The organism is Bacillus sp. 22483, assembly GCF_052044605.1.
Lineage (GTDB): Bacteria > Bacillota > Bacilli > Bacillales > Bacillaceae > Bacillus > Bacillus altitudinis.
Genome location: NZ_JBQENU010000005.1, coordinates 93,568 through 116,040 on the forward strand (window position 1 = coordinate 93,568; position 22,473 = coordinate 116,040).

The following is a 22,473-nucleotide window of genomic DNA, read 5'->3' on the forward strand; positions in this document are numbered from 1 at the left end:
TAAAGAGGTGTACGGAATTCCTATGGACATCGTCGCCATCCCGATTAAAGATGACAAAGGTCAAGTGATCGCTGCCTTCTGTGTAGCATATGACCAAACGAATCAACAACGATTAGAACACATTATGACGGAAAGTAACGATGCTTCCGAAAAACTAGTCGCGATGGTACAGCAAGTGGCCGCACATTCAGAGGAACTACAAGCGACAAGTGAACAAATTCTACAAAATACAAAAACCACTGTCGAAAATTCCTCTAAAATCAACCAAGTGTCTAATCTCATCAAAGGTATCTCTGATCAAACGAACTTACTTGGACTCAATGCATCCATTGAGGCTGCAAGAGTAGGTGAAGCAGGAGCAGGCTTTGGGGTGGTTGCTACAGAAGTGAGAAAGCTGTCTACTCACGCGAAGCAAGCAACGACTGATATTGAAACAGCGCTAAAAGATGTGCAAGGCTCTATCAAAGGAATGGAAGAAGAAATAGCACAAATCGTGGCTTCTTCTGAACATCAAGCAGAACTCGTTGGCACTTTCACAAAAATTATTGAGGGGCTGCACGAAACGAACGAAACGATGAAATCATTGGCAACAGACTTAGTGAATTATCAAGTGAAATAAATAAACGAATCACCAAACCTCCAGCCGTATCGGAGGTTTTTTAACGTGTTAAAGTGAGTTTTTTGTCATGATATTGACGGGTTTTTCACTGACAGGGAAGTTACACTTCTGTATGATAGAAAAAGAGAGACCTGTATTGATCATTAGACCTATTCATAAGGAGGAAGACCATCTTGACACAATCAGCAAAGCTGCAAGAAGTACTTGCGCCTTACCGTCCATTGCTAGATCAAACCGAAAAACCACTGATTCAATTACAGATAAAACAAGGAAAAACAGGACCATATGACAGCAAAATAGCAGGTGATCCTTATTTCCCAAAAAACGACGAATATCCCGTTGATGGAGAAGGCCATCCTATGAAGCTGCTGGCACAAATCAATTTCGGCCAGCTGCCAAAGCTGAAAGATTACCCAGAAACAGGACTTTTGCAAGTGTTTATTTCTGTACATGATGATCTTTATGGGATGAATATTGACCAAAAAACAGAGCAAAAAGATTTTCGGATCAAATTTATTGAGGAACCTTTCTTAGCTGAAGAAGACTTATTGACTGATTTTTCATTCGTGAAAATTCCTGACGATTTTTATTTTCCAGTTACGAAGGAAGGTGCGATTACAGGTGAATTATCAAGCGAAACGATCAGTGTAGGAGATTTCCGCTTTGAAAAAGTCACAGGAAAGCAAAGCTGGGATCTATTCGAAGATGCTGTTGGTATTGATGGTGATGAAGCAGATCATTTGCTAGATGAATTTTATGAGACAGCAAGTGGTTTTGGCCATAAAGTTGGCGGATACCCAGGTTTTACACAAGAAGACCCGCGTACCTATGTAGACCAAGAACATACTGTGCTATTATTGCAAATTGACTCAGATGATGAAGTGGACATGTTGTGGGGAGATTGCGGCATTGCCAACTTTTTTATCAAACCAGAAGACCTCAAACGAAAACATTTCGAAAATGTCGTCTATAACTGGGATTGCTCCTAATTTTGTAAAAAACACTCTTTTTGAAGAGTGTTTTTTGTCTATTTTTAGCCTTTTTGCCCCTAAATCGTCATTTCTGAGAGGTAATATGTCATTCTTTCTAGTTGACCGTATCAAAAAAAAATGTAAAATCATCTTAAAGTCCTCTTTTTTGAAAATAATAATAAAATGACATATCAATCAACAATGAAATGCTCGAAAAAGCGGAATGTACTGGGGGGGATCAATTGATCATTTCGAAAGTAATCAACAATAATGTGGTCAGTGCGTATGATGACGAGCAGCATGAACTGGTCATTATGGGCAGAGGGATTGCGTTTCAAAAGAAAAGCGGAGACCCGATTGACGAAGAACGTATCGAAAAAGTATTTTCCATTCAAAATAAAGATATATCAGAAAAATTCAAAACCCTGCTTTATGATATTCCGATCGAGTATATGCAAGTGTGTGAGGCAATTATCGATCACGCAAGAACGACCCTTAACAAAAATTTAAATGACAGCATCTATGTCACATTAACGGATCATATTACCTTTGCTATTGAACGTCATCAAAAAGGAATGGACATTAAAAATGCCTTGCTTTGGGAAATCAAACGGCTGTACAAAGAGGAATTCATGTGTGGTGTAGAAGCGATTCGGATCATACAGGACAAGCTCAACATCCATCTTCCCGAGGATGAAGCAGGCTTTATTGCGATGCATATTGTCAATGCAGAACTGAATGAGGAAATGCCGAATGTCATTCAAATTACAAAACTGATTCAAGATATTTTGAACATCGTAAAGTATCATTTCCAAATTGATTTGGACGAAGAATCATTAAATTATTTCCGTTTTGTCACGCATTTGAAGTTTTTTGGACAGCGTCTGTTTAACGAAACACAAATGGAAAATCAAAATGAGTTTCTGTATGAAGTCGTAAAAGAAAAAAATACAGCCGCTTTTCAATGTGCGGAGAAAATTAATGACTATGTGCAAAAAGAATACAACCGAAGTCTCATAGAAGATGAGATGTTATACTTAACTTTACACATCGATCGAGTCATAAAAAGAAAATAAATCAAAAAGAAAGCGTTGACATATCAAAATTAACATGCTAATTTATAACTATAAACTCAATAACCCACAATCTTTTAGGATTGTTACTGGTCAAGCAGGCAAAACCTAAATCATTGTCCCTATCTTTGATAAGGCATGATTTAGGTTTTTTTGTATCTAAAGGCTTATAAAATTGAATAACGATCAATCGCTATGAAGGATTGTTACTGGTTAAGCAGGCAAAACCTAAATATCGATTAATGTCTGAATCGCTATTTTTCGGGCATTAATGGATGTTTAGGTTTTTTCTATATCAAGATGAAATCAACGATTGGAGGGTAACACAATGAACCACAAACAAACAGCAAAAGAAGTTCTAGAGCTTGTCGGCGGTGAAAAGAATGTAAAGCAAGTCACGCACTGTATGACAAGGCTCCGCTTCAACCTATACGATGAAAGCAAAGCGGATAAAGAGAAGCTGCAATCAACAGACGGCGTCATGGGCGTGAATCAAAGCGGCGGTCAATACCATGTCATTATTGGCAACGACGTATCAAACGTCTATCAAGCAATGATTGCTGATTCTGGGTTATCAGCCGATGTGAAATCAGGCGGTTCAGAAGAAGCTTCAAAACAAAATGTGATTTCTAAACTTTTCGATTTTATCTCTGGTGTCTTCACACCGATTCTTCCAGCCATCGCTGGAGCTGGTATGATCAAAGGGATCTTAGCATTAATGCTGACGTTCCAATGGATCTCAGATAAAAGCAGCACATATGCGATTTTAACAGCTATCGGAGACGGAGCCTTTTACTTCTTACCGATTCTGCTCGCTGTAAGCGTAGCCAAAAAAATTGGCACAAATCAATATATCGCCGCTGCCATTGCAGCAGCCGCACTGCACCCGCAGCTCACTGCTTTACTAGGTGCAGGAAATACAGAATTTCTAGGCTTGCCAGTGGTTGCCGTTGTGTACTCTTCATCGGTGATTCCAATTCTACTCACTATCTGGCTCGGCTCTTATGTGGAAAGATTCGCAGAAAAATATAGTCCGAAATCACTAAAAATCATTCTTGTTCCAACAGTTACACTTCTTGTCGTGGTACCAGTTATGCTCATCGCGGTTGGACCACTTGGAGGGATTATCGGAAATGGTCTTTCAGGTGGAATTGATTTATTGTTCAAACATGCAGGTATTTTGGCCGGACTCTTAATCGGTGGCTTCATGTCACCATTGATCATTACGGGCATGCACTATGCACTACTTCCAATCATGATCAACAACATTACATTAAACGGTTTTGACTTCATTCTTCCAATGATGTTTGTAGCGAATATGGCACAAGCAGGCGCAGCATTCGGTGTCTTCTTAAGATCAAAAAACAAAACATTCAAATCATTGGCGATGTCTACAAGTATCACTGCGTTAATGGGTATTACTGAACCTGCTATGTATGGTGTGAACATGCGATTGAAAAAACCGTTCCTTGCAGCCCTCATTGGTGCAGCAGCAGGCGGCGTGTTCATGTCTATCTTCAAAGTAAAGTCATATGTGATATCAGGATCAGCAGGTCTTCCAGGTCTCCCAACATTCATTGGACCGACATTTGTGTACTCCATCATTGGATTAGTGATCGGCTTTGTTGTAGCAACCATCATGACACTTGTTCTAGGGTTCAAAGATGTACCAGTGAAAGATGATACAAAAGCAGACAAACCAGAAGAAAAGAAAGACACAGTAGCGCTTCAAAATGAAGTGGTACAAAGCCCGCTTGAAGGTCAACTAAAGCCGCTCAATCAAGTAAATGATGCAACATTCTCTAATGAAATCATGGGTAAAGGAACAGCCATTGTCCCAACAGTTGGACGTGTAGTAGCACCGTTCAACGGCAAGGTTGAAACCATTTTCCAAACGAAACATGCCATTGGTTTAAAGAGTGATCAAGGCACAGAGCTTCTCATCCATGTGGGGATTGATACAGTAAAACTTGGCGGTAAACATTTCACAAGTCATGTGCAGTCAGGTGATCTCGTTCAAGCAGGAGATCTGCTAGTTGAATTTGATATCAAGGGCATTCAGCAAGATGGCTATGATGTAACAACGCCAATTATCGTCACCAACACAAATGATTTTGCACAAGTTGATGCGAAAACAGATGGGGCGATTACAGTAAAAGAGACATTGCTTACAGTCAGTGTAGAAGAAAATGAGGAGGGCATTCAACATGACCAATTTAGAAAAAACATTTCCTAAAGGTTTCTTATGGGGCGGCGCGGTAGCCGCCAACCAAATTGAAGGCGCTTATAACAAAGATGGAAAAGGCTTATCGACAGCGGATGTATCACCACACGGTATTATGCACCCATTCGATGAATCAATGAAGGACCTTAACTTATATCATGATGCGATCGACTTCTATCATCGCTACAAAGAAGATATTGCCCTGTTTGCAGAAATGGGATTCAAGTGCTTCAGACTATCCATTTCTTGGCCACGTATTTTCCCAAATGGCGACGATGCGGAACCGAATGAAGCGGGCCTCGCTTTCTATGAAAAAGTATTTGATGAACTGCATAAGCATGGAATTGAGCCAGTTGTCACGATCTCTCACTATGAAATGCCACTTGCACTTGTGAAAAACTACGGCGGTTGGAGAAACCGTAAGCTTGTGGGTCTTTATGAAACATACGCTAAAACATTGTTCACTCGCTTTAAAGATAAAGTGAAATATTGGATGACTTTTAATGAAATCAACGTTGTGTTACATGCTCCTTTCACAGGGGGCGGCCTTGTATTTGAAGAAGGCGAAGACGAGAAGAGCATTCAATATCAAGCAGCGCATCACCAATTTGTTGCAAGTGCTCTAGCTGTTAAAGCAGGACACGAAATCATTCCTGATGCGAAAATCGGTTGTATGATTGCAGCGATGACAACTTATCCGTACAGCTCAAGACCAGAAGATATGTTTGCTGCGATTGAACAAGATCGTAAAACATTGTTCTTCTCAGATGTACAGGCAAGAGGTTATTACCCTGGATACATGAAACGTTATTTCCTGGAAAATAACATCAACATTGAGTTCCAAGACGGTGACGAAGACATTCTAAGAAACCATACAGTCGACTATATTGGCTTCAGCTATTATATGAGTTTTGTGACAAGTACAGATCCAGAGGTTCTTGGACAAGTTACTGGTGGTAACCTATTTGAAGGCGTGAAAAACCCTTATCTAGAAGCAAGTGATTGGGGCTGGCAAATTGATCCAAAAGGACTTCGTACAACACTAAACCAACTATATGACCGCTACCAAAAACCATTGTTTATCGTAGAAAATGGATTGGGTGCTGTGGATCAAGTAGAAGAAGACGGCTCCATTCAAGACGATTACCGAATTGATTACCTCAGAAGTCATTTGCTTGAGGCAAGAGAAGCGATCGCAGACGGCGTTGATCTGATCGGCTATACAAGCTGGGGCCCAATTGATCTTGTCAGTGCATCAACAGCTGAAATGAAAAAACGCTACGGCTTCATTTATGTCGACCGCGACAATGAAGGCAACGGTACATTAGATCGAAAGAAAAAGAAAAGCTTTGATTGGTATAAACAAGTGATCGCGACAAATGGAAAGCATTTAGACGACTAAATAGAGAAAATATTTGGTTTCTTTGAGAACACACGGTGTCATAAAACGATGAAAACAATTTGAATCGAGGCATTATCATTCTTTAGGTGTCACTTTGGAATGATAATGCTTTTTGTTTTATGAAAAAGACAAAATTGCACAAAAAATAAACCACACTTTAAATTTTTGCGTGGTTCAAATAAATCATATGATCTTTCGAATATATTTATTTATGCTTTTGAAGAAGAGCTTTGATCTTCAAAAAGTGATTTTAATTCGATAATATCAAGTAATACTGATTCTTCAAGTCTTTCTTTTATATCTCTAAAATTTTGATTATTTTGAGATAAAATATCTTTTATGGATTTGATACCATTGATTTTACTTAAAAAAGTAAACCATTCATAATCATCGCGTGAATCAACAAGGTATTCAATGTTATTATTAATAGTGATATATAATAAGTTATCCTCTTGTAAAGGCATTAAAACATCTATGTTTTCTTTTAGTATTGGAATGTGTAATGTATTAATCGTGAGAGCTGCGTCTTGGTTTAAGTTAAAAGTGAAATCGCAATAACAATCAATCTGCTTTTTATAGTCATCGTATCAACCTTTTTTCAAATTCTAATTCATCTTTGACATTTATTCCGTAATTTCCTATAGAGGGAATTGTCGGCTTAAGCATTCTTGCTTTATCAATTGCACCGATATAGATGTTTTTGAAAGAATATCCCTTTCTTTGATAAAACCTAATGGCATTTAAGTTATCATTACTAGTGATTAAATTAATAGATTGTATATTTTGTGTTTTTAGATGTTGTTCTAACTCAAAAAGCAATTTACTGCCAACCCCATGGTACTTTTCTAGAGCCTCTAAAGTCAGGATTTCCGCCTCTTCTTTGAATATTTTGTAAACTAATATTCCTACTATAGTATCTCCACGTTTAGCCAACATAATGTTTTCATTTAAAACATTATAAGTTGTCCCTTTAGACACCATAGTCGTTCCACCCCAATGTTCATTGAAAAAACATGTTAACCAAGAAAAGTCTTTTGAACTTGGCTGAGTTACTGTCAATTCTTCTGAAAGAGACCATTTTTTTGAAAGCTGGATATGAGCTATTTCGTTGTCATTCGCTTGATCCTTAGAAAAATTGATTGAGATACCTAGTTTTTCGGCGTTTATTTGAGCAAGTTTTTGTGCGTAGTTCGAAAAATCTTCAGGGTCAATACCAAAATAAAAAAAACTTTCAGGTGGATTCTTTTTGTACCACAATTTGCTACTGATGACATATTCGTTTTGTTTTGTTTCAGTTATGTTGATATCATCATATAATAGTGCTCTTCCTTCAATAAACTCTACGACAAATTCATCTAATTTGTTTTGAGTAAATAAACGGTTTTTTTCTTGAAAATATCCTATTGCACTTAATTTACTGTGAATCCAATTAATTAAATCATCCTCGTTTAGTTCATGATCTCTTGCTAGTGCCATTAGCATTGCAATGTAATTAACGATTGTTTTGCTTCTCTTAGTTGAAATGTTTTTATAGATGTTTTCTAGAATATCATCATTCAGTTTATTCATTTTACATATACAACTTCCTTTTCAATTAATTGTTTACTCAATGCTTGGAGGTCTTTGATACAAGTTTGAACATCTGTATCATATTCTTCAGCGATTTCCGTTACTATTGAAATAAACTCTCTTTGTCCGTCAATTCGTTCATAAAAATCAGCTGCGACTTGATTTAGGGACATGCCCGGTTCGATAATGATACCTTTTAAGTACTTTCTTGTTCATTATCAGGATTTTTTACGAAAATTGTATTATTCTTCATTGTGATTCCCTTCATTCTTTTTTCTATAACAAGGTACCAAGATTGTAGCTTTGGCTCGTTTGTGTCAGGGTATGATTTAAGATTTTATTATCTTCAAAGGATATATGTATAGTTGATTTTCTTTGACAAAATCATTATATAAATAACATTCATCATGAGTCAGCAAAGATTGTACACTCCTTTCATAAAGTGTTAGGGTATGAAAAACTAGTTATTAATGTCCTCCAGCAACAACTACATTACGAATCTCAACAAGACATGGAGTTTTATAATTTTTTTGATGTAACATTCCTCTTATATATGTATTAAATTCCTATTTTATATCCTAACAAAAGAGATAATAGCATGTCATTTATATTTTTTTTCAATATTTAAACAATGATTTTTTGACAAATTTTATGTTTATAAAGTAATAGTGATGAGTAGATTGATGTTGCAAATAGATTGATAGTTTGTAAAAAAGAAATTGGAGAAAATACAAAAGATGGCTAGAATCATCGGTTATTTTAATCTAGGAAGGCGTTTATGGTTTTAGAGAGCTGTATATCCACTAAATTGAATTCTAAATGGTATAGGATAATCTTTTAGGCTTGCCTGAGGGAACAATGGCAAAAGCAGTATTGTATGCTGCTAAAGAATCAGCTGGATTTTCAGCACATTTTGATGCGTATTGTAATTTCATTTTTCAACTTAAAGGGAAAAAGAAATGGAAGTTGGCTGAAAATTTTAATACAGTGAATCCACTTCAACATTATGAATTAATTGAGGCTCCTCATTTGCCAGATCCATTAAAGTCGTATTGGAATGGTGATTTTCCTGATGAAAATTTATCTAATGGTAGGGAATTGATTTTGGATACGGGATCATTTTTATTTCTTCCAAGAGGTTGTTGGCATTCAACTAGTTCTTCTGAAGAAACCATTGCATTAAACTTTACCTTCGGTCAGCCAGCTTGGCTAGATCTAATTTTAATAGAATTAAGGAATCGATTGATTCAAAAAGACGAATGGAGAGAACTCGTTAATATTGACCTTTTGGATGAAAATGAACGAAAAAAGGTAGAAGAAAAATTAAAATCAATGATAAATAATTTACCAAACGATTTCAAGGGAATTTCAGTAGGGGATATACTGGCAAGAAAGAAAGATGACTTAGATGTATATCAATCTACACAACTTGTTGTAAGACAACTTATGAGTATAAAAGATGGTTTTTAAGAAGATAACTTATATTCATTATCTTCTTAACTCTACTATAGAAGTATGACGATTAAACTTCATATAATGTTGATAGAGATGACAAAAAATAAAGAACCGCCAAAAAAGCGGTTCTTTATTATGACGGTAAGCTTTTTCTGCAGATTTCCGCCTATTTCCACACTTGATCCGCAATCTCAATCACATGACGCAGCTTTTCCCATTGCTGTTCTTCTGTTAACAAATTGCCTTCCTCTGTTGAGGCGAATCCGCATTGTGGGCTCAAACAGATTTGGTTGATGTCCACATATTGAGCCGCTTCCTCGATTCGTCTTTTGATCTGATCAACGGGTTCAAGTTCCCCATACTTTGAAGTGACAAGACCTAGTACGATTTGAAGGTTTGGATTTTTCACATAACGCAGGGGTTCAAATCCGCCAGAACGGTCATCGTCGAATTCTAAGAAGAGACCATCCAAATCGAGACCTGCAAAAATCGTTTCTGCCGCTGCCTCATAACCACCTTCGGCTGCCCAAGTTGATTTAAAGTTACCACGGCAAATGTGCATGGTGATCACTAAATCATCTGGTCGATCGGCAACTGCTTCATTGATTGTTTTCGCAAACGATTCACGCAGTTCATCTTCTTCGCGGCCAAAAGCTTTGATTTGTTCATGTCCTTTTTCAGAAAAGAACACAGCCCAAGCTGTATCATCTAGCTGTAAGTAACGGCAGCCTGCATCATAAAAAGCACGGATGGCTTTTTTATAAGCTTGTGCCACGTCATGGTGAAAATCATCTAAGCTGTCGTACACACCTTCTTCAAGCTTTCCACGGAAAAAGAGCATATTCGGACTTGGAATCGTCATTTTAGCCGTATGATCACCCGCGATGCTGTGAAGGAAGCGATAATCCTCCAGCATTGGATGATCAGTAAAATCAATCTTACCTGTTACTTTGATGCCTCTCGCTTTTGTCGTCGTATTGTGGAATTGAATGCCTTGGTCTGCTTCAAATCCTTCGACCCCATCAAGCCCTTCTAGAAAGTCAAAATGCCACCATGCACGTCTGAATTCTCCATCTGTGACAACCTCTAATCCAATTTCCTTTTGCTTCTCTACAATACGAGTGATTTCTTCGTTTTCAATTTGTCTGAGCTGTTCTGCTGTCAGTGTACCGTCTGCTTTTTGCTTGCGGGCTTCTTTGATGCGTTCAGAACGAAGTAAACTCCCTACTTGATCTGCGCGAAATGGCGGCTTTGTTGTTTTCTTACCAATGGTTTGTACTTGTGTCATGCTGAATCCCTTCTTTCTTCAGGTTATAAATCAAATAAAAAAGCTCTTCCTTGGATAAGGAAGAGCATCATATACTGTGAGATCTCTGCCTTATCTTCAAACAAGCTTCAGCTTGCTTAAGGAATTAGCACCATTCTGTTCCTAGGAACAGCGGTTGCCGGGTTTCACAGGGCCAGTCCCTCCACCACTCTTAATAAGGTTACCTTTGATTCAATTTTCTTAATAAACACAATTATTCAATCTTTTCGAGAAAAAGTCAATGGTTTTTCCTATTTATTTTCCTACATAAACAAATCAGCGACGAGAACACCTGCTAATCCAACAAGTGATAGAACAGTCACCATCAATGTCCACGTTTTAAAAGTTTGAGCCATCGACAAATTAAAGTATTCTTTGTAAATCCAGAAACCTGCATCATTCACATGAGAGAATGTTATACTGCCGGCGCCTGTTGCAATCACCATTAATTCTGGGCTGACTCCCGTCAAACCAATCAGCGGTGCAGAAATGCCAGCTGCTGTGAGACCCGCGACAGTCGCTGACCCTAAAGAGACACGAAGGACAGCTGCAATTAGCCAAGTGAGGAGCAGAGGAGACAGTGTGCTTCCTTGCATAATCCCTGCAATGTATTGATCAACGCCGCTGTCAATGAGCACCTGTTTAAAGGCGCCGCCGCCTGCAATGATCAATAGAATCATCGCAATGGAGCCAATTGAATCCGTAATCGACTTCATGACGTCCTGCATGCTCTTTCCTCTGCCAAGACCAAATGTGTAGATGGCAAGCAGCACAGAGATTAATAGGGCAATCGCCGGCTCACCTAAAAACTCAGCCGCCGGTAGCAGTGGAGAGGACGGGAAGAAAATTTCTAAACATGCTCTGAATGTCATGAGCAATACAGGTAAAATAGCGGTGAAAATACTAATGCCGAAGCTTGGCATTTCCTCTTCTGTAAATTCCTTTGGATTAAACAAGTCCTTTGGAATGTGTGCATGCAGTTGATCTTTCTTAAATAGTTTCGTAAACAGAAGTCCGCCTACTAAAACAGCAGGAATGGCTAAAATAATTCCAACCAATAAGGTTTGTCCCATGTTGGCTTGAAATACATTGGCAATGGCTGTCGGCCCTGGGTGAGGAGGGAGAAAGCCATGTGTTGTAATGAGTGCAGCGACGAGCGGCATTCCCACATACAACACAGGGAGTCTTGCGGCTTGAGCAATGGTAAAGACTAATGGAATAAGAATAATGAATCCGGTTTCATAAAATAGAGCAATTCCGATAACAAATCCAGTCAGCATCGTTGCCCATTGAATTTTCCCGATACCAAAGCGGTCGATGAGTGTCATGGCAATACGCTGAGCACCGCCAGAATCAGCCATCAATTTACCAAGCATCGCTCCAAAGCCAAGAACCAACGCCAGATGGCCGAGTGTACTTCCAAGCCCTTTTTCGACTGAAGCAATCGCTTCAAGTGGTGACATGCCTTCTAAAACGGCAACGATTAAAGAGACAATAATCAACGAAATGAAAGCGTTTAACTTAAAGACAACCATGAGTAAAAGTAATAACAAAACGCCAAGTCCGATAAAAACTAACGACATGATCTTTCCTCCTTTGTGCTGCATAAGGGAGCGTGAACGCTCCCTCTGCTTTATCCTTCAAGTATGTCTACTGCTTCTTTTAACGTATCCTTTGAGCCAACATTTCCCGGGAAAATCACATAAGACATGAATGGGAATTTACTTTCTTCTCCTGTTTGCCAAACGGGAATACCTGGTCTGATTTGACCTGCGACAGTCGCACGTTTGACACTGAGTCCTCTTGTGCCAATATCACTTGAGGTGATTCCACCTTTGGCAATGAGGTACTTAGGGCGAATGGAGAGGCGCTGAACAATGCTTGTCACAGCATCACTAATCTGAACAGAGAGCTTCAATTCTTCCTCTCGGCGATTGTCTCCAAGATCAAGCCGTTCTCTCCTTGTATAAACAGCAACCGATTGCCCGGTTGTTAAAAGCCTTTCAGTTTGTTGAATCACGCGGTCAATTTCCTCTTGAAATGCTTCAGGTTCTAACACGAGGTGTGTATCAAATTCAATAAATGCGATGTCTTCATTTTGCTGCAGCGCTTGCAATTGTTCGGTTGTTTTTTTGACATGGGAACCGACCATGATGAGGCCACCGTGCCTGCTTTCTTCCTGTATTAAGTCTTGTCTAGTTAATAGTGCTTGATCCTCAACACCGCCAAGCACTTTTGTGAGAGCTGCCGCACTTCTAAATAGAAAGTGCTGACCTGCTTTGATAGCCTCTATGAGGGCAACGACAAAGACTTTGACATCGTCATAGTCCACTGCATTCACAACCACTTTTTGAAAATCCTTCACGGTCATCAGCTGATCCTTTATTTGTTCAATACGTAAAGCCCGGATATCTTCTAAAGAAATATAAGTAGTGTTTTCCTTAGTGAACGATCCGTTTGATTTCTCTTCGATCCATTCTCCGAGGTGAGAAGATTGAAATCCGAATGTACGATCCAATGCAAATTCTGTGTCACCAGCAGGAATTAATTTGTGACCTTCCTGTACGTAGTGAATATTGCCAATCGTAAAGCGGCCGCCTTCTTTAAAAAAGGGAAGAAGAATTTCGCCGTCAAATTGGCGGGAGCTTTGCTGTTCAATGGTCGTTCTGAGAATTTCAGTCTCCAGTGGGAAATGTCCACGCAGGGTGGAATCCCCCCGGCTGACAATGATGAAATCTTGATCAAGCCGTTCAGCCGTTTTCACAATCGTTGATGCGATCGTTTCATGAAGAACCGCCGTTTCTTTCTCTGTCATACTGCGAGAGTTGGTTAAGATAAAGAACATACGGCTGTCTTCAAGAAAACCAGCCTCAATGCTTTTCTCTGACCAATCGGTGAAAACAGAGACGCCGTGTACCGTTTGAATGCCTGTTGGGTCATCGTCTAATACAATCACTTTATGGTGAAAATGGTTTAGTGCTTGTTCGTATGCTGATTGAATGCGGGCTGAATCCGCTTTCGGAATGGCATTTAGTATCTCAATGCTTTGTTTCATAGAACCTCATCCTTTCTTCACTTCAACATGAGCCATTTTTTCGTAATATTGAACGATCCCGCCGTGATCAAGTCCAGACTTTCCGTCCGCTTTGAGGGCGTGGAAGATTTCCAGCAGCTGACTAGAAAGCGGGAGAGGGACGCCGATATCGTGGGCAGTTTCCATGACATTGGTTAAATCCTTTAAGTTGATGTCAATACGTCCGCCAGGCTCAAAGTTTCGTTCTAAAATGAGAGGAACCTTCGCATCGAGTACAGCACTTCCTGCCAGTCCACCTCGGATGGCTTCATACATTTTATCAATCGCAATGCCAGACTTAGCGGCAAGGACGAGTGCCTCGGACATGGCAGCGATATTTAAGTTGACGATGATTTGATTCGCAAGCTTAGCGGTTGTCCCGCTTCCATTTGATCCAACTAATACGACATCTGTGCCCATCGCATAGAGGACATCCTTTACTTGTTCAAAGATCTCTTCTTCTCCGCCCGCCATAATCGCAAGTGTCCCGTCTATCGCCTTTGGCTCTCCGCCACTGACAGGAGCATCGATAAATTCGACCTGATGCTGTTTTGCCAGTGCCGCTAATGCTCTAGAAGTAACAGGTGAAATAGAGCTCATATCTATAATGATCGTGCCAGGTTTTGCTGCAGCCAATATGCCTTGTTCACCTGCTACGACTGCTTCTACATGCTCACCTTTTGGAAGCATCGTGATGATGATATCGCTTTCAGATGCTGCCTCAGCAGCTGATGCAGCGGCATTTGCGCCCACTTCTTTTAATGCTAGAACAGCTTCTGTATGAATATCGAAAACAGTCACAGTATGACCGGCTTTTAATAGATTGAGTGCCATAGGTTTCCCCATAATGCCTAATCCAATGAATCCAATTTGCTTTGCCATTTTGTCCGCCTCCTATTTAGAAACCCCTTACAAAAAGCGCTTTCTTTTCTTTTTGTTAGTATATATACTATCTTTTTAATTTAATAGTAGAAAATAAACTATTGTTCATTTAATGTACATGACGAAATAGGAATGTGTCAACGGAAAATATGAGAAAAGTCACAAAAAAAAGACCGGAAACAGCTCCGGTCTATTGTCGATTATGTTTTATTTTTAGCTACAGCTAATCGAGAACGTTTGACGTTGTCGATCGCATTTGATCCTAATTCTAAAACAGCTGCGACATACAAAACATCAATAATCACAAGCTGATTAATACGAGAAATCATTGAGTCAGAACGATAGGTTGTTTCTCTCGATGAACTGAGCAGATGAAAGTCAGATTTCTTGGCGAGCTCTGATTTCGGATAGCTCGTAATCGAGGCGACCGTTGCACCTTTTTCCTTTGCAAATTGCACGGCATCAAGGATTTCTCTACTTTCTCCTGAATGTGAGATCGCGACGATAAAATCATGTTCCGTTGCATGTGTTGCAATCATATTCATCATATGAGGATCACTGCATAGACTCACTTCAAAGCCAAGCTGGAGAAACTTATGATAGGCATCTCCGGCAATAAAACTGGAGGCACCTGCTCCAAAGAAGACGGTTTTATGAGCCTGTTTCATTTGCTCAATAAATTGTGTCACAGCTTGGTCTTCTAAAATATGTTTCATATCCTGAATAGAGTTGGTGGTTAACTCTATGACCTTATGTTTAATATCTGCGACACTATCAGATGCTTCGATCTCACCGTATATGGATTGAGGTGTATTGGTCGCAATATCCTGCGCGACATGGACACGAAACACTTGATAGGACTCATAGCCAATTTTTCGCAGAAAACGAAAGATCGTCGTTTCACTTGTGTTGCATTCAGCAGCGAGTGCACTAATCGAATGAAGCACAACTTTCTGAGGGTTTTGTAAAATGTAATTGGCAATCTTTTTCTGGGTAGGGGACAAACTATGAAATGTTGTCCGGATATGACTAAAAATATTCTCTTCTATGATAAACACCACACTTCATCTAACATTCTATCTTAAGCATACAGGAACTTATGAAAACGGTAAACAAACCTCACATGAAAAATAAAGAATAATATGGAAGAAAACACTTCTTTTGGTTCTTTTGTCATGGTATACTCAATTGGTAATAGACAAAAATGGGGGTTTTTACTATGACAATGAAAAAAGGCCTAACGATCAGCCTGCTCATTTTTTCGCTGATTGTTTCGTTGTTTGCGCCAGTTGGATCTGCGGATGCCAAACAAGTGAAAAAAGCAAAAGTAAGTACACACTATTATAAAAAGAAAAAAACGTTTAAATATGCACAGGTGAAAAACCTTAGTAAAGCGCATATGAAAACCATCAATCGTGATTTAAAAGAAGATATTGCATTCTCTTATTCTACGTACTTGTTCTTAAAGGACGAAGCGAAAAAGGAAGGCTACGGGAAGGTCACGTATGAGAGAACGTATGAAACGAAATTTAACAATGGTAAGAAACTGAGTATCTTAAACTATGATTACATGTATAACGGTGGAGCGCATGGGGATACGATGGTTACGAGCATGAACTATGTGTTAACAAAGAAAAAAACAAAGCAACTGTACTTTACAGATGTGGTAAAAACAAAGAAAAAGCGTACAAAAGTAAGAGATTATATCTATAACTACACAAAGAAGCATAAAAGTAAATTCTATGCGAATCTGAAAAAAAGCGATATTCAAATCGGCTACGACACGCAGTACTACTTCACGAAAAAGGGAATCGCTGTTGTCTTCCAGCCATATGAAATTTCACCGTACTATGTAGGAATTCCTATGATTCAAGTACCTGCGAAGGTGTATAAATAAACAAGAGAAACGGCCATGAATTTGGTCGTTTTTTTATACATAAAAAGAGCCCCTGATGATGAGGCTCTTCTTTTACATTTATACTTGTTTGGGTGCATCGTTTAGTGGGTGACGGCGTTTGCCGTTGTAGTGGCGGCGCATACGAAAGATTTCAAACTCCGAAAGCTCTGCGCTTTTTCGTTTTTGGGTGCGGTTATCTTTTTTGAAAGAGAATAGTAAGTAGCAGCAAAGTGAAGCGATAATCAATAAAATCATCATATGACATTCCTCCAATTCATCCTATTCTTTAAGTGTAGACAGGGTGAGTGATGTTTATAACTGAAAATAGTTAGCAAATCGCGTTTAGTTCTAAAGGTTTATTCTAGGTGCTTTTTTAGGTCTAAAATACTGGTTGTTTTTAACTATTATATTTCCAGTTATTTCACTCGTCAAGAAGAATTTTTCTGGGGTTGTCTCTATTAGTACGATTAAGTGTCATAAAAGTTTCAGAAAATTGTAAACTTTTATTAAAAAACCGTTCCCGAACAGGAACGGTTGTAAACATGTTTATGCTTTTTCTTCAAATAAACGTGCAATTTCCACGATCACTTCTGACGCTTTCAGCATGTTCTCTACAGAGATGAATTCATATTTACCATGGAAGTTTTCCCCGCCAGTAAAGATGTTTGGCGTTGGAAGTCCTTTATATGAAAGCTGTGAGCCATCTGTACCGCCGCGGATTGGTTCAATGACAGGTGTCACTGAGCGGTTTTCCATGGCTTCATGAGCGATGTCTACGATATGTTTAACTGGCTCAATTTTTTCTCTCATATTGTAATATTGATCCTGAATGCTAAGGGTGATGCTGTTTTCGCCGTAGACTGCTTTTAAGTCGTTTGCGATTTTTTCAAATAGTGCTTTGCGCTTGTTGAATTTCTCTTTATCAAAATCACGAATAATATATTGCAACTCTGCTTCTTCTACTTCTCCTACAAATCTTGTGAGGTGGAAAAAGCCTTCGTATCCTTCTGTGTATTCTGGAGATTCATCTGAAGGAAGTTTGTTGTGAAAGAGCATGCCGATCTTTGCAGCACTGACCATTTTGTCTTTTGCTGTCCCTGGATGGACGTTGTTTCCTTTAATTGATACTTTTGCACCTGCGGCGTTGAAGCTTTCATATTGAAGCTCTCCTAGCGGGCCACCGTCAATCGTATAAGCATAGGAAGCGCCAAAGGCATCAACATCGAATTTGTGAGGTCCTCTGCCGATCTCTTCATCTGGTGTGAAGGCGACACGAATTTTTCCATGCTTGATTTCTGGATGCTCAATCAGGTAATGCATGGCGGTCATAATTTCTGCGATACCAGCTTTGTTATCTGCACCGAGCAGGGTCGTGCCATCAGTCGTGATGAGCGTATGTCCTTGGTATTTTTGTAAATTTGGAAACTGTGCTGGAGATAATACGATATGTAGATCTTCGTTTAACGTGATGTCCCCGCCTTGATAGTTCTCGTGAATCTGCGGTTTCACGTTCTTGCCAGTGAAGTCAGTGGCTGTGTCGATATGAGCCAGGAAGCCAATGGTTGGCACTTCTTTGTCTGTGTTAGATGGGATCGTGCCCATGACATAACCGTTTTCATCCATTGTCACTTCTTGAATGCCGATGGATTTCATCTCTTCAACTAGCTGCCTTGCTAGGTTCAGCTGTCCTTCAGTGGATGGGCAGCTCTCTATGTCTGCATCAGACTGTGTATCCACTTTTACATAACTTGTGAATCGCTGGATCATTTCCTCTTTCATCAATACGTCACTCCTTTTGTAGAATATGTTCATTTTATCATGTCTTGAATGCGCTTCATAACAAGAAAGGCTTTCTCTGACAATTAGAGAGGAAAAAGACCTACTTTTATTTTGCGATGTGCTGAATGGTTCTTTAGGGTGATTTTTTTGGGTGTCTTTTTATTTATAATGAGGACATATAAAATCATCCATTTGTACGTTAATTTGGGAGAAAGGGGTGCGAAAGTTGGATTCTAGTCAAACACTTGCACTCGCTCAAAAGTTCCAAGAAGCCGCTGATGGCATTCGGCAGTCGAAGCAGCTACTTGAGAATCGGCTGAAGGCAGTTGGATCAGGCTGGCAAGGGGAAGCAAGAGATAAATTTGATCAAAGCTTTGAGGAAACAGTGACACGCTATGATCAATTTGAAAAGGACTTGCTTGAAACAAGTCAGGAACTGCGGGATGCTGCTGTCAAAATCGAGGAACGTAAAGCTGAAATCGCCAGAATGGAAGAGCTTGAGCGAAAAAGGCGAGAAGAACGGAGAGAAAGAAACCGAGAAGGGAGATGATGTGATGGCGCGTGACATTGTAGTAGATCCAGATCAGCTGACAGGGCTGGCGAATGATTTTGTAGGAGAGCTTTCGGCCATCGAAACAAAGCACCACGATTTACATAGTGAACTGGATGGCCTCATCCTAGGCTGTGATCCCCGTTATCGAAGCTGTTTTTCTGGAGTAGGAGATGCGTGGGGTTCTGGACAAGCCTTAATGAGCAAATTGAGCAGTGACGACATTGCTATTCGTCATGCAACGGATAAAATGGTCGAAGCTGATGATATTTTAAGGAAAATGTACAGTTTGTATGATCAATATGGTACACTCACGAGCTTAGCTGGTATTGTGATGATGCAGGCGAAATACTATGGGCTTGGCATGACAACCTTTATCAAAGAAAATGGCCGCTATGCTGCGCAACATTCAAAGCTCCTTCTTGATGTGACCGGACGGGTAGAAGGAACGAGATTTGACCGGCTGGCAAGGATTTGGCTGAGCAAAAAAGAATTATTAAAACGATCGAATTGGTCGATGGCTGACCTAGTCCATAAGAAATTTACGAAATTTTATCCTAGCGATACAGTTGCGTTCACGAACAGTGTACGTGATTTCACAAAAGGAAGTATCAATTGGAAGGACACAGCTGGCATCAAGTCTGTTCTGAAAAATGGTGCAAGGTTTGCGAAAGGAAATGCCATCATTGCAACGGTCGTCACGGGTGCAACAGAAACGGTTGGCTGCGGTCTGAAAATTGCGGAGAACTATGCGGAATTTGGGGATCAGCCAGAAGTTCTCAAGCGTGAAAATGCAAAGGCTGTTGGAAATGCAGTGAATAATACGGTCTTTATTGCAGGCGGATCTGTTGCAGGTGCCGTTGTGGGCGGCGCTCTTGGAAGCTTTGCAGGACCGATTGGAACAGTGGTTGGCGGTGCGATAGGATCAGCAGTAGGTGGCTTTATTGGTGAAAAAGTCGCCAAGCTTACTTCTGGTTTTGCAGAACAGGTCGCAGTGAAATTAAAAGACCCAATTCATGCGGTTGTCGATAAAGGAAAAAAAGCATTTGAACTGGCAGGTCAAGGTGTTAAAGCAGTCAATGACACCATTGATCAAGCAAATCAGGTGATACATAAAGGAATAGAAAAAACAAAAGAAACCGCAGATTCGCTGTTGAAAGGTGCAGGTGATTTCTTGAAGGGCGCATTTTCTTTTGGATAAGGAGAGATCAAGTTGGATCAGCTAAGTCTAAGTATCGAGGAACTCATCTTTAGTTTTTACAGTGAAGGCTATTTTGAGCAAGGGATGTCTTTAAAGGAAGCCTATTATCCAGATGTAGAGGATGAACGTCTTGGATTTTTATTTGAAATTGCATGCCGCTCTTTGCTGGCAAAAGACGTGCTGGAATTTCGAAATAGACAATACCGTTATAAAGAAGAATACCGGCATTTCATTCAAGCCATGAATGATGCATCACATACCGTGAAAGCTTCAAGGTTTGGTGCATTAGATGAAGAGGTCAGTACGTCCTTTCATACGACTCAGGCAGGTATGTATTCACACCATACGCTTTATGATCAACAAGTGCATCAGATTCACAAACTAAAAGACGATCAGCAGACTGTGGAGCAAGTGACAACCTTTTTGAACATACACATGAGTGAACACCTCACACCAGTCATCAATTTGCAGGCGGAAGAATTTGAACTGCTGTTAGAACAAGCCAGTCAAGGGAATGAGGATTGCCCTTCTTTTCTAAATAAAGCAGAGAACCAAGAGCTTGTGCGGGCATTTGCTTCTGATGTAAGGGTTAGAAAAGGAAAAATGGATTCTTTGATGAAGGTCACTTATGATAAAAATAATACGCCGGATGTAGAGTCTATGATATTTGTTATTCCGGGGCAGAAGCATTCTTGGCTAGTGTCGGGCATGAAGGAAAATGAATTTCGGATAGAGACGGCTCATATGGACGGTTTACGTTCTATATTCTAATGGAGAAAAGGAGAATGGCGCTTGAATCCAAGTGAAGTAATAGAAGTGAGGAGCAGACCCTTTCTAAGAGTATGGGCATTCTTAGCAACGGGCGGGTTTGGCATCATCGGTATTTGGTTATTTTCAGAAGCTCTTACATTTGAATCGAATTATACGTTGTTTTTATTTTTAGGTGGATTATTAGGCATTGTCTATGGGTGGATCTCTTTTTTGATGATTCTTCCGGCTTTTACGAAGAGGGGAAATGTGATTTTTCGCATTCAGCGAGGAGAGAATGGCGCTGTTTTATACCGGCAACAAACAATCCCTTTTCAAGACATTCAATCTATTGATATGCGCAGGCATCGTTACAGTATCAGGGGATTTCTGTTCATGGATGTGCTCATTCGGAAAATGGATGGGAAATTGATCAAGATTCCGGCGTACAGTATTTTAGATGAAGAAGTATTTGAGCAAACGGTGAAACAAAACATTTATCCATATTTACATGAGACTGCCCAAGAAAATTGGAAACAGCAGCATGGTCATGGTGAAAAGCAGAATCAATAGATGTTTTAGCCATCATTCCATGAGGTGAGACGCCACTTTTTTTAAGAAATCGTGTATGATGTCAGTAAAGACTGAACAATCAAGAGGTGATGAGAGATGGACAAAGAAATGGTAATCGACCTCGTCACAGAACAAATGGCACGAATTCGAAAAGAAAAAAACTATACACAGGACCGCATGGCTGAGGTGCTTGGGCTATCCAAACGGCATTTGCAGCAGGTAGAAAAGAATCGTCTTCGCCTCAACTGGACGCAATCTGCGGCCGTATGTGCATTATTCAGGGATAGTGACATTTTAAAAGGGACACTTGGGGATGATCCGCTTGAGATTTTGGAAGTCGTCGCCCACGATGAATTGCATTTATCTGTTGAACGTACGATTGGCGGAAAGGTTTGGTGGCGGACGTCTGTGAAAAAAGGTACGTTTCGTCTTCAGCAGAATGTGCTAAGCCAGCATTACCGCATCTTAGATGATGAGAATTATCGCTATTATAGTTCCTTTAATAAAGAAGAAGCGAAGCGGCGGTTAGAGGAATTAAGTGAGCTGTCGTAAGCAGAAAAAGAGAGGTCCCTCTATGACAGGGACCTCTCTTTTTTGTGTTGTTTATACTTTCAGAGTGTTTTTCGCCCGAATAAAGGCAACAAGCTGTTTGATTTCTTCATCTGTTAGTGGAACGCCGTCTACATGGATGGTTCCTTCTTTTGCTTCCGTCAGCTCAATTTTGATATCAGAGATTTTGCGTTGTATCTCTGGCTCGTCCGTTCTACCAAGTAAAAAATCAATGGACGTATCATACAAATCAGCCAGCAGTTTCACTGCTTCAAGCGAAGGTCGTCGGTACCCAGATTCGTAACCGGCATAGGTGCTTTTGGCGATACCTAGGCGATCTGCCGTATGCTGGAGAGACCATTTTTTCTTTTTTCTAAGGGTGGTTAAACGATCGAGTATCATACATGAACGCTCCTTTATATACAACAACAGTATATCATATTTTGACAAAGAGTGTACGCGTTATGCGTAATAATTTCTTGATTAATTCGCGTTATGTGACTATAATGGCAATGAAGGTACGCGTAAAGCGTATATTATAGAATAGCACAAGCTGGCTTATAATATGTGTGACAAACGAAGTAATTTTACTGAAAGAGGTGG

23 protein-coding genes and 1 riboswitch are annotated in these 22,473 nt (G+C 39.9%); of the genes, 12 read left to right on the top strand and 11 right to left on the bottom strand.

Annotated features, from left to right (window positions below; all coding sequences use genetic code 11):
* Positions 1-163: 163 nt before the first annotated feature.
* The 5 genes from ACTJJQ_RS09485 to ACTJJQ_RS09505 all read left to right on the top strand — a co-directional run bounded on the left by ACTJJQ_RS09485 (position 164) and on the right by ACTJJQ_RS09505 (position 6,289).
* The gene (locus tag ACTJJQ_RS09485; protein ID WP_255201823.1) at positions 164-619 is read left to right on the top strand and encodes a methyl-accepting chemotaxis protein; all 456 of its coding nucleotides are present in this window, start codon (positions 164-166) and stop codon (positions 617-619) included.
* A gap of 173 nt (positions 620-792) precedes the next feature.
* Entirely contained in the window at positions 793-1,608 is an 816-nt protein-coding gene (locus tag ACTJJQ_RS09490) for a YwqG family protein (RefSeq protein ID WP_041508002.1), read from the top strand.
* A gap of 224 nt (positions 1,609-1,832) precedes the next feature.
* Positions 1,833-2,666 carry a BglG family transcription antiterminator LicT gene (licT, locus tag ACTJJQ_RS09495; RefSeq protein WP_017368351.1) on the top strand — a complete coding sequence of 278 codons (834 nt, stop codon included), beginning with the start codon at positions 1,833-1,835 and terminating at the stop codon, positions 2,664-2,666.
* A gap of 325 nt (positions 2,667-2,991) precedes the next feature.
* Entirely contained in the window at positions 2,992-4,899 is a 1,908-nt protein-coding gene (locus tag ACTJJQ_RS09500; protein WP_284565264.1) for a beta-glucoside-specific PTS transporter subunit IIABC, read from the top strand.
* Positions 4,871-6,289 (top strand): glycoside hydrolase family 1 protein, encoded by a 1,419-nt coding sequence (locus ACTJJQ_RS09505; protein WP_440600149.1) that lies wholly within the window; start codon positions 4,871-4,873, stop codon positions 6,287-6,289. The genes ACTJJQ_RS09500 and ACTJJQ_RS09505 overlap by 29 nt, the downstream gene beginning before the upstream one ends.
* A 209-nt stretch (positions 6,290-6,498) precedes the next feature.
* Here ACTJJQ_RS09505 and ACTJJQ_RS09510 read toward each other — a convergent pair whose 3' ends face one another.
* From ACTJJQ_RS09510 to ACTJJQ_RS09520, 3 genes are all read right to left on the bottom strand, one after another.
* Complete coding sequence (locus tag ACTJJQ_RS09510) at positions 6,499-6,753, bottom strand: hypothetical protein (RefSeq protein WP_025208230.1); 255 nt, start codon at positions 6,751-6,753, stop codon at positions 6,499-6,501.
* A gap of 115 nt (positions 6,754-6,868) precedes the next feature.
* Positions 6,869-7,858, bottom strand: coding sequence for a GNAT family N-acetyltransferase (locus ACTJJQ_RS09515; protein ID WP_017358651.1), 990 nt, complete (start codon positions 7,856-7,858; stop codon positions 6,869-6,871).
* Positions 7,855-8,031 carry a PqqD family protein gene (locus tag ACTJJQ_RS09520; RefSeq protein WP_017358652.1) on the bottom strand — a complete coding sequence of 59 codons (177 nt, stop codon included), beginning with the start codon at positions 8,029-8,031 and terminating at the stop codon, positions 7,855-7,857. Before ACTJJQ_RS09520 ends, ACTJJQ_RS09515 begins: the two co-directional genes overlap by 4 nt.
* A gap of 685 nt (positions 8,032-8,716) precedes the next feature.
* Here ACTJJQ_RS09520 and ACTJJQ_RS09525 point away from each other — a divergent pair.
* On the top strand, positions 8,717-9,328 hold the full coding sequence (locus ACTJJQ_RS09525) for a JmjC domain-containing protein (RefSeq protein WP_231101345.1): 612 nt from the start codon (positions 8,717-8,719) through the stop codon (positions 9,326-9,328).
* Between the two features lie 151 nt (positions 9,329-9,479).
* On the opposite strand, the gene ACTJJQ_RS09530 is transcribed toward ACTJJQ_RS09525, so the two are convergent.
* The 5 genes from ACTJJQ_RS09530 to ACTJJQ_RS09550 all read right to left on the bottom strand — a co-directional run bounded on the left by ACTJJQ_RS09530 (position 9,480) and on the right by ACTJJQ_RS09550 (position 15,632).
* On the bottom strand, positions 9,480-10,601 hold the full coding sequence (locus ACTJJQ_RS09530) for a 5-methyltetrahydropteroyltriglutamate--homocysteine S-methyltransferase (RefSeq protein ID WP_025208229.1): 1,122 nt from the start codon (positions 10,599-10,601) through the stop codon (positions 9,480-9,482).
* 87 nt (positions 10,602-10,688) lie between these two features.
* Positions 10,689-10,801, bottom strand: a riboswitch (SAM riboswitch).
* 81 nt (positions 10,802-10,882) lie between these two features.
* Positions 10,883-12,202: a gluconate:H+ symporter gene (locus ACTJJQ_RS09535; RefSeq protein WP_008345676.1), complete on the bottom strand. Its 1,320-nt coding sequence runs from the start codon at positions 12,200-12,202 to the stop codon at positions 10,883-10,885.
* A gap of 50 nt (positions 12,203-12,252) precedes the next feature.
* Positions 12,253-13,674 (bottom strand): four-carbon acid sugar kinase family protein, encoded by a 1,422-nt coding sequence (locus ACTJJQ_RS09540; protein WP_440600150.1) that lies wholly within the window; start codon positions 13,672-13,674, stop codon positions 12,253-12,255.
* Positions 13,675-13,680: 6 nt separating this feature from the next.
* Positions 13,681-14,574, bottom strand: coding sequence for a 2-hydroxy-3-oxopropionate reductase (garR, locus tag ACTJJQ_RS09545; RefSeq protein WP_008345672.1), 894 nt, complete (start codon positions 14,572-14,574; stop codon positions 13,681-13,683).
* Between the two features lie 200 nt (positions 14,575-14,774).
* Positions 14,775-15,632, bottom strand: a complete 858-nt coding sequence (locus tag ACTJJQ_RS09550; RefSeq protein WP_017368342.1) for a MurR/RpiR family transcriptional regulator — start codon at positions 15,630-15,632, stop codon at positions 14,775-14,777.
* Between the two features lie 161 nt (positions 15,633-15,793).
* Here ACTJJQ_RS09550 and ACTJJQ_RS09555 point away from each other — a divergent pair, with 161 nt between their 5' ends.
* Complete coding sequence (locus ACTJJQ_RS09555) at positions 15,794-16,471, top strand: DUF3298 and DUF4163 domain-containing protein (RefSeq protein WP_008345668.1); 678 nt, start codon at positions 15,794-15,796, stop codon at positions 16,469-16,471.
* Between the two features lie 78 nt (positions 16,472-16,549).
* Here the strand turns inward: ACTJJQ_RS09555 and ACTJJQ_RS09560 are convergent, their stop codons facing one another.
* The gene (locus tag ACTJJQ_RS09560; protein ID WP_008345664.1) at positions 16,550-16,729 is read right to left on the bottom strand and encodes a hypothetical protein; all 180 of its coding nucleotides are present in this window, start codon (positions 16,727-16,729) and stop codon (positions 16,550-16,552) included.
* 288 nt (positions 16,730-17,017) lie between these two features.
* Entirely contained in the window at positions 17,018-18,250 is a 1,233-nt protein-coding gene (pepT, locus tag ACTJJQ_RS09565) for a peptidase T (RefSeq protein ID WP_008345662.1), read from the bottom strand.
* Positions 18,251-18,476: 226 nt separating this feature from the next.
* On the opposite strand from pepT, the gene ACTJJQ_RS09570 reads away from it, so the two are divergent.
* The 5 genes from ACTJJQ_RS09570 to ACTJJQ_RS09590 all read left to right on the top strand — a co-directional run bounded on the left by ACTJJQ_RS09570 (position 18,477) and on the right by ACTJJQ_RS09590 (position 21,873).
* Entirely contained in the window at positions 18,477-18,800 is a 324-nt protein-coding gene (locus ACTJJQ_RS09570; RefSeq protein ID WP_008345659.1) for a WXG100 family type VII secretion target, read from the top strand.
* Positions 18,801-18,804: 4 nt separating this feature from the next.
* The gene (locus ACTJJQ_RS09575; protein WP_017358662.1) at positions 18,805-20,001 is read left to right on the top strand and encodes a DUF6861 domain-containing protein; all 1,197 of its coding nucleotides are present in this window, start codon (positions 18,805-18,807) and stop codon (positions 19,999-20,001) included.
* 12 nt (positions 20,002-20,013) lie between these two features.
* Positions 20,014-20,772, top strand: a complete 759-nt coding sequence (locus tag ACTJJQ_RS09580; RefSeq protein WP_242731279.1) for a hypothetical protein — start codon at positions 20,014-20,016, stop codon at positions 20,770-20,772.
* Between the two features lie 21 nt (positions 20,773-20,793).
* Entirely contained in the window at positions 20,794-21,321 is a 528-nt protein-coding gene (locus ACTJJQ_RS09585) for a YfjD family protein (protein ID WP_007497966.1), read from the top strand.
* Between the two features lie 96 nt (positions 21,322-21,417).
* Positions 21,418-21,873 (top strand): helix-turn-helix domain-containing protein, encoded by a 456-nt coding sequence (locus ACTJJQ_RS09590; RefSeq protein ID WP_007497964.1) that lies wholly within the window; start codon positions 21,418-21,420, stop codon positions 21,871-21,873.
* A 51-nt stretch (positions 21,874-21,924) separates the two neighbouring features.
* Here the strand turns inward: ACTJJQ_RS09590 and ACTJJQ_RS09595 are convergent, their stop codons facing one another.
* Positions 21,925-22,272, bottom strand: a complete 348-nt coding sequence (locus tag ACTJJQ_RS09595; RefSeq protein ID WP_017368336.1) for a helix-turn-helix domain-containing protein — start codon at positions 22,270-22,272, stop codon at positions 21,925-21,927.
* Positions 22,273-22,473: the final 201 nt, after the last annotated feature.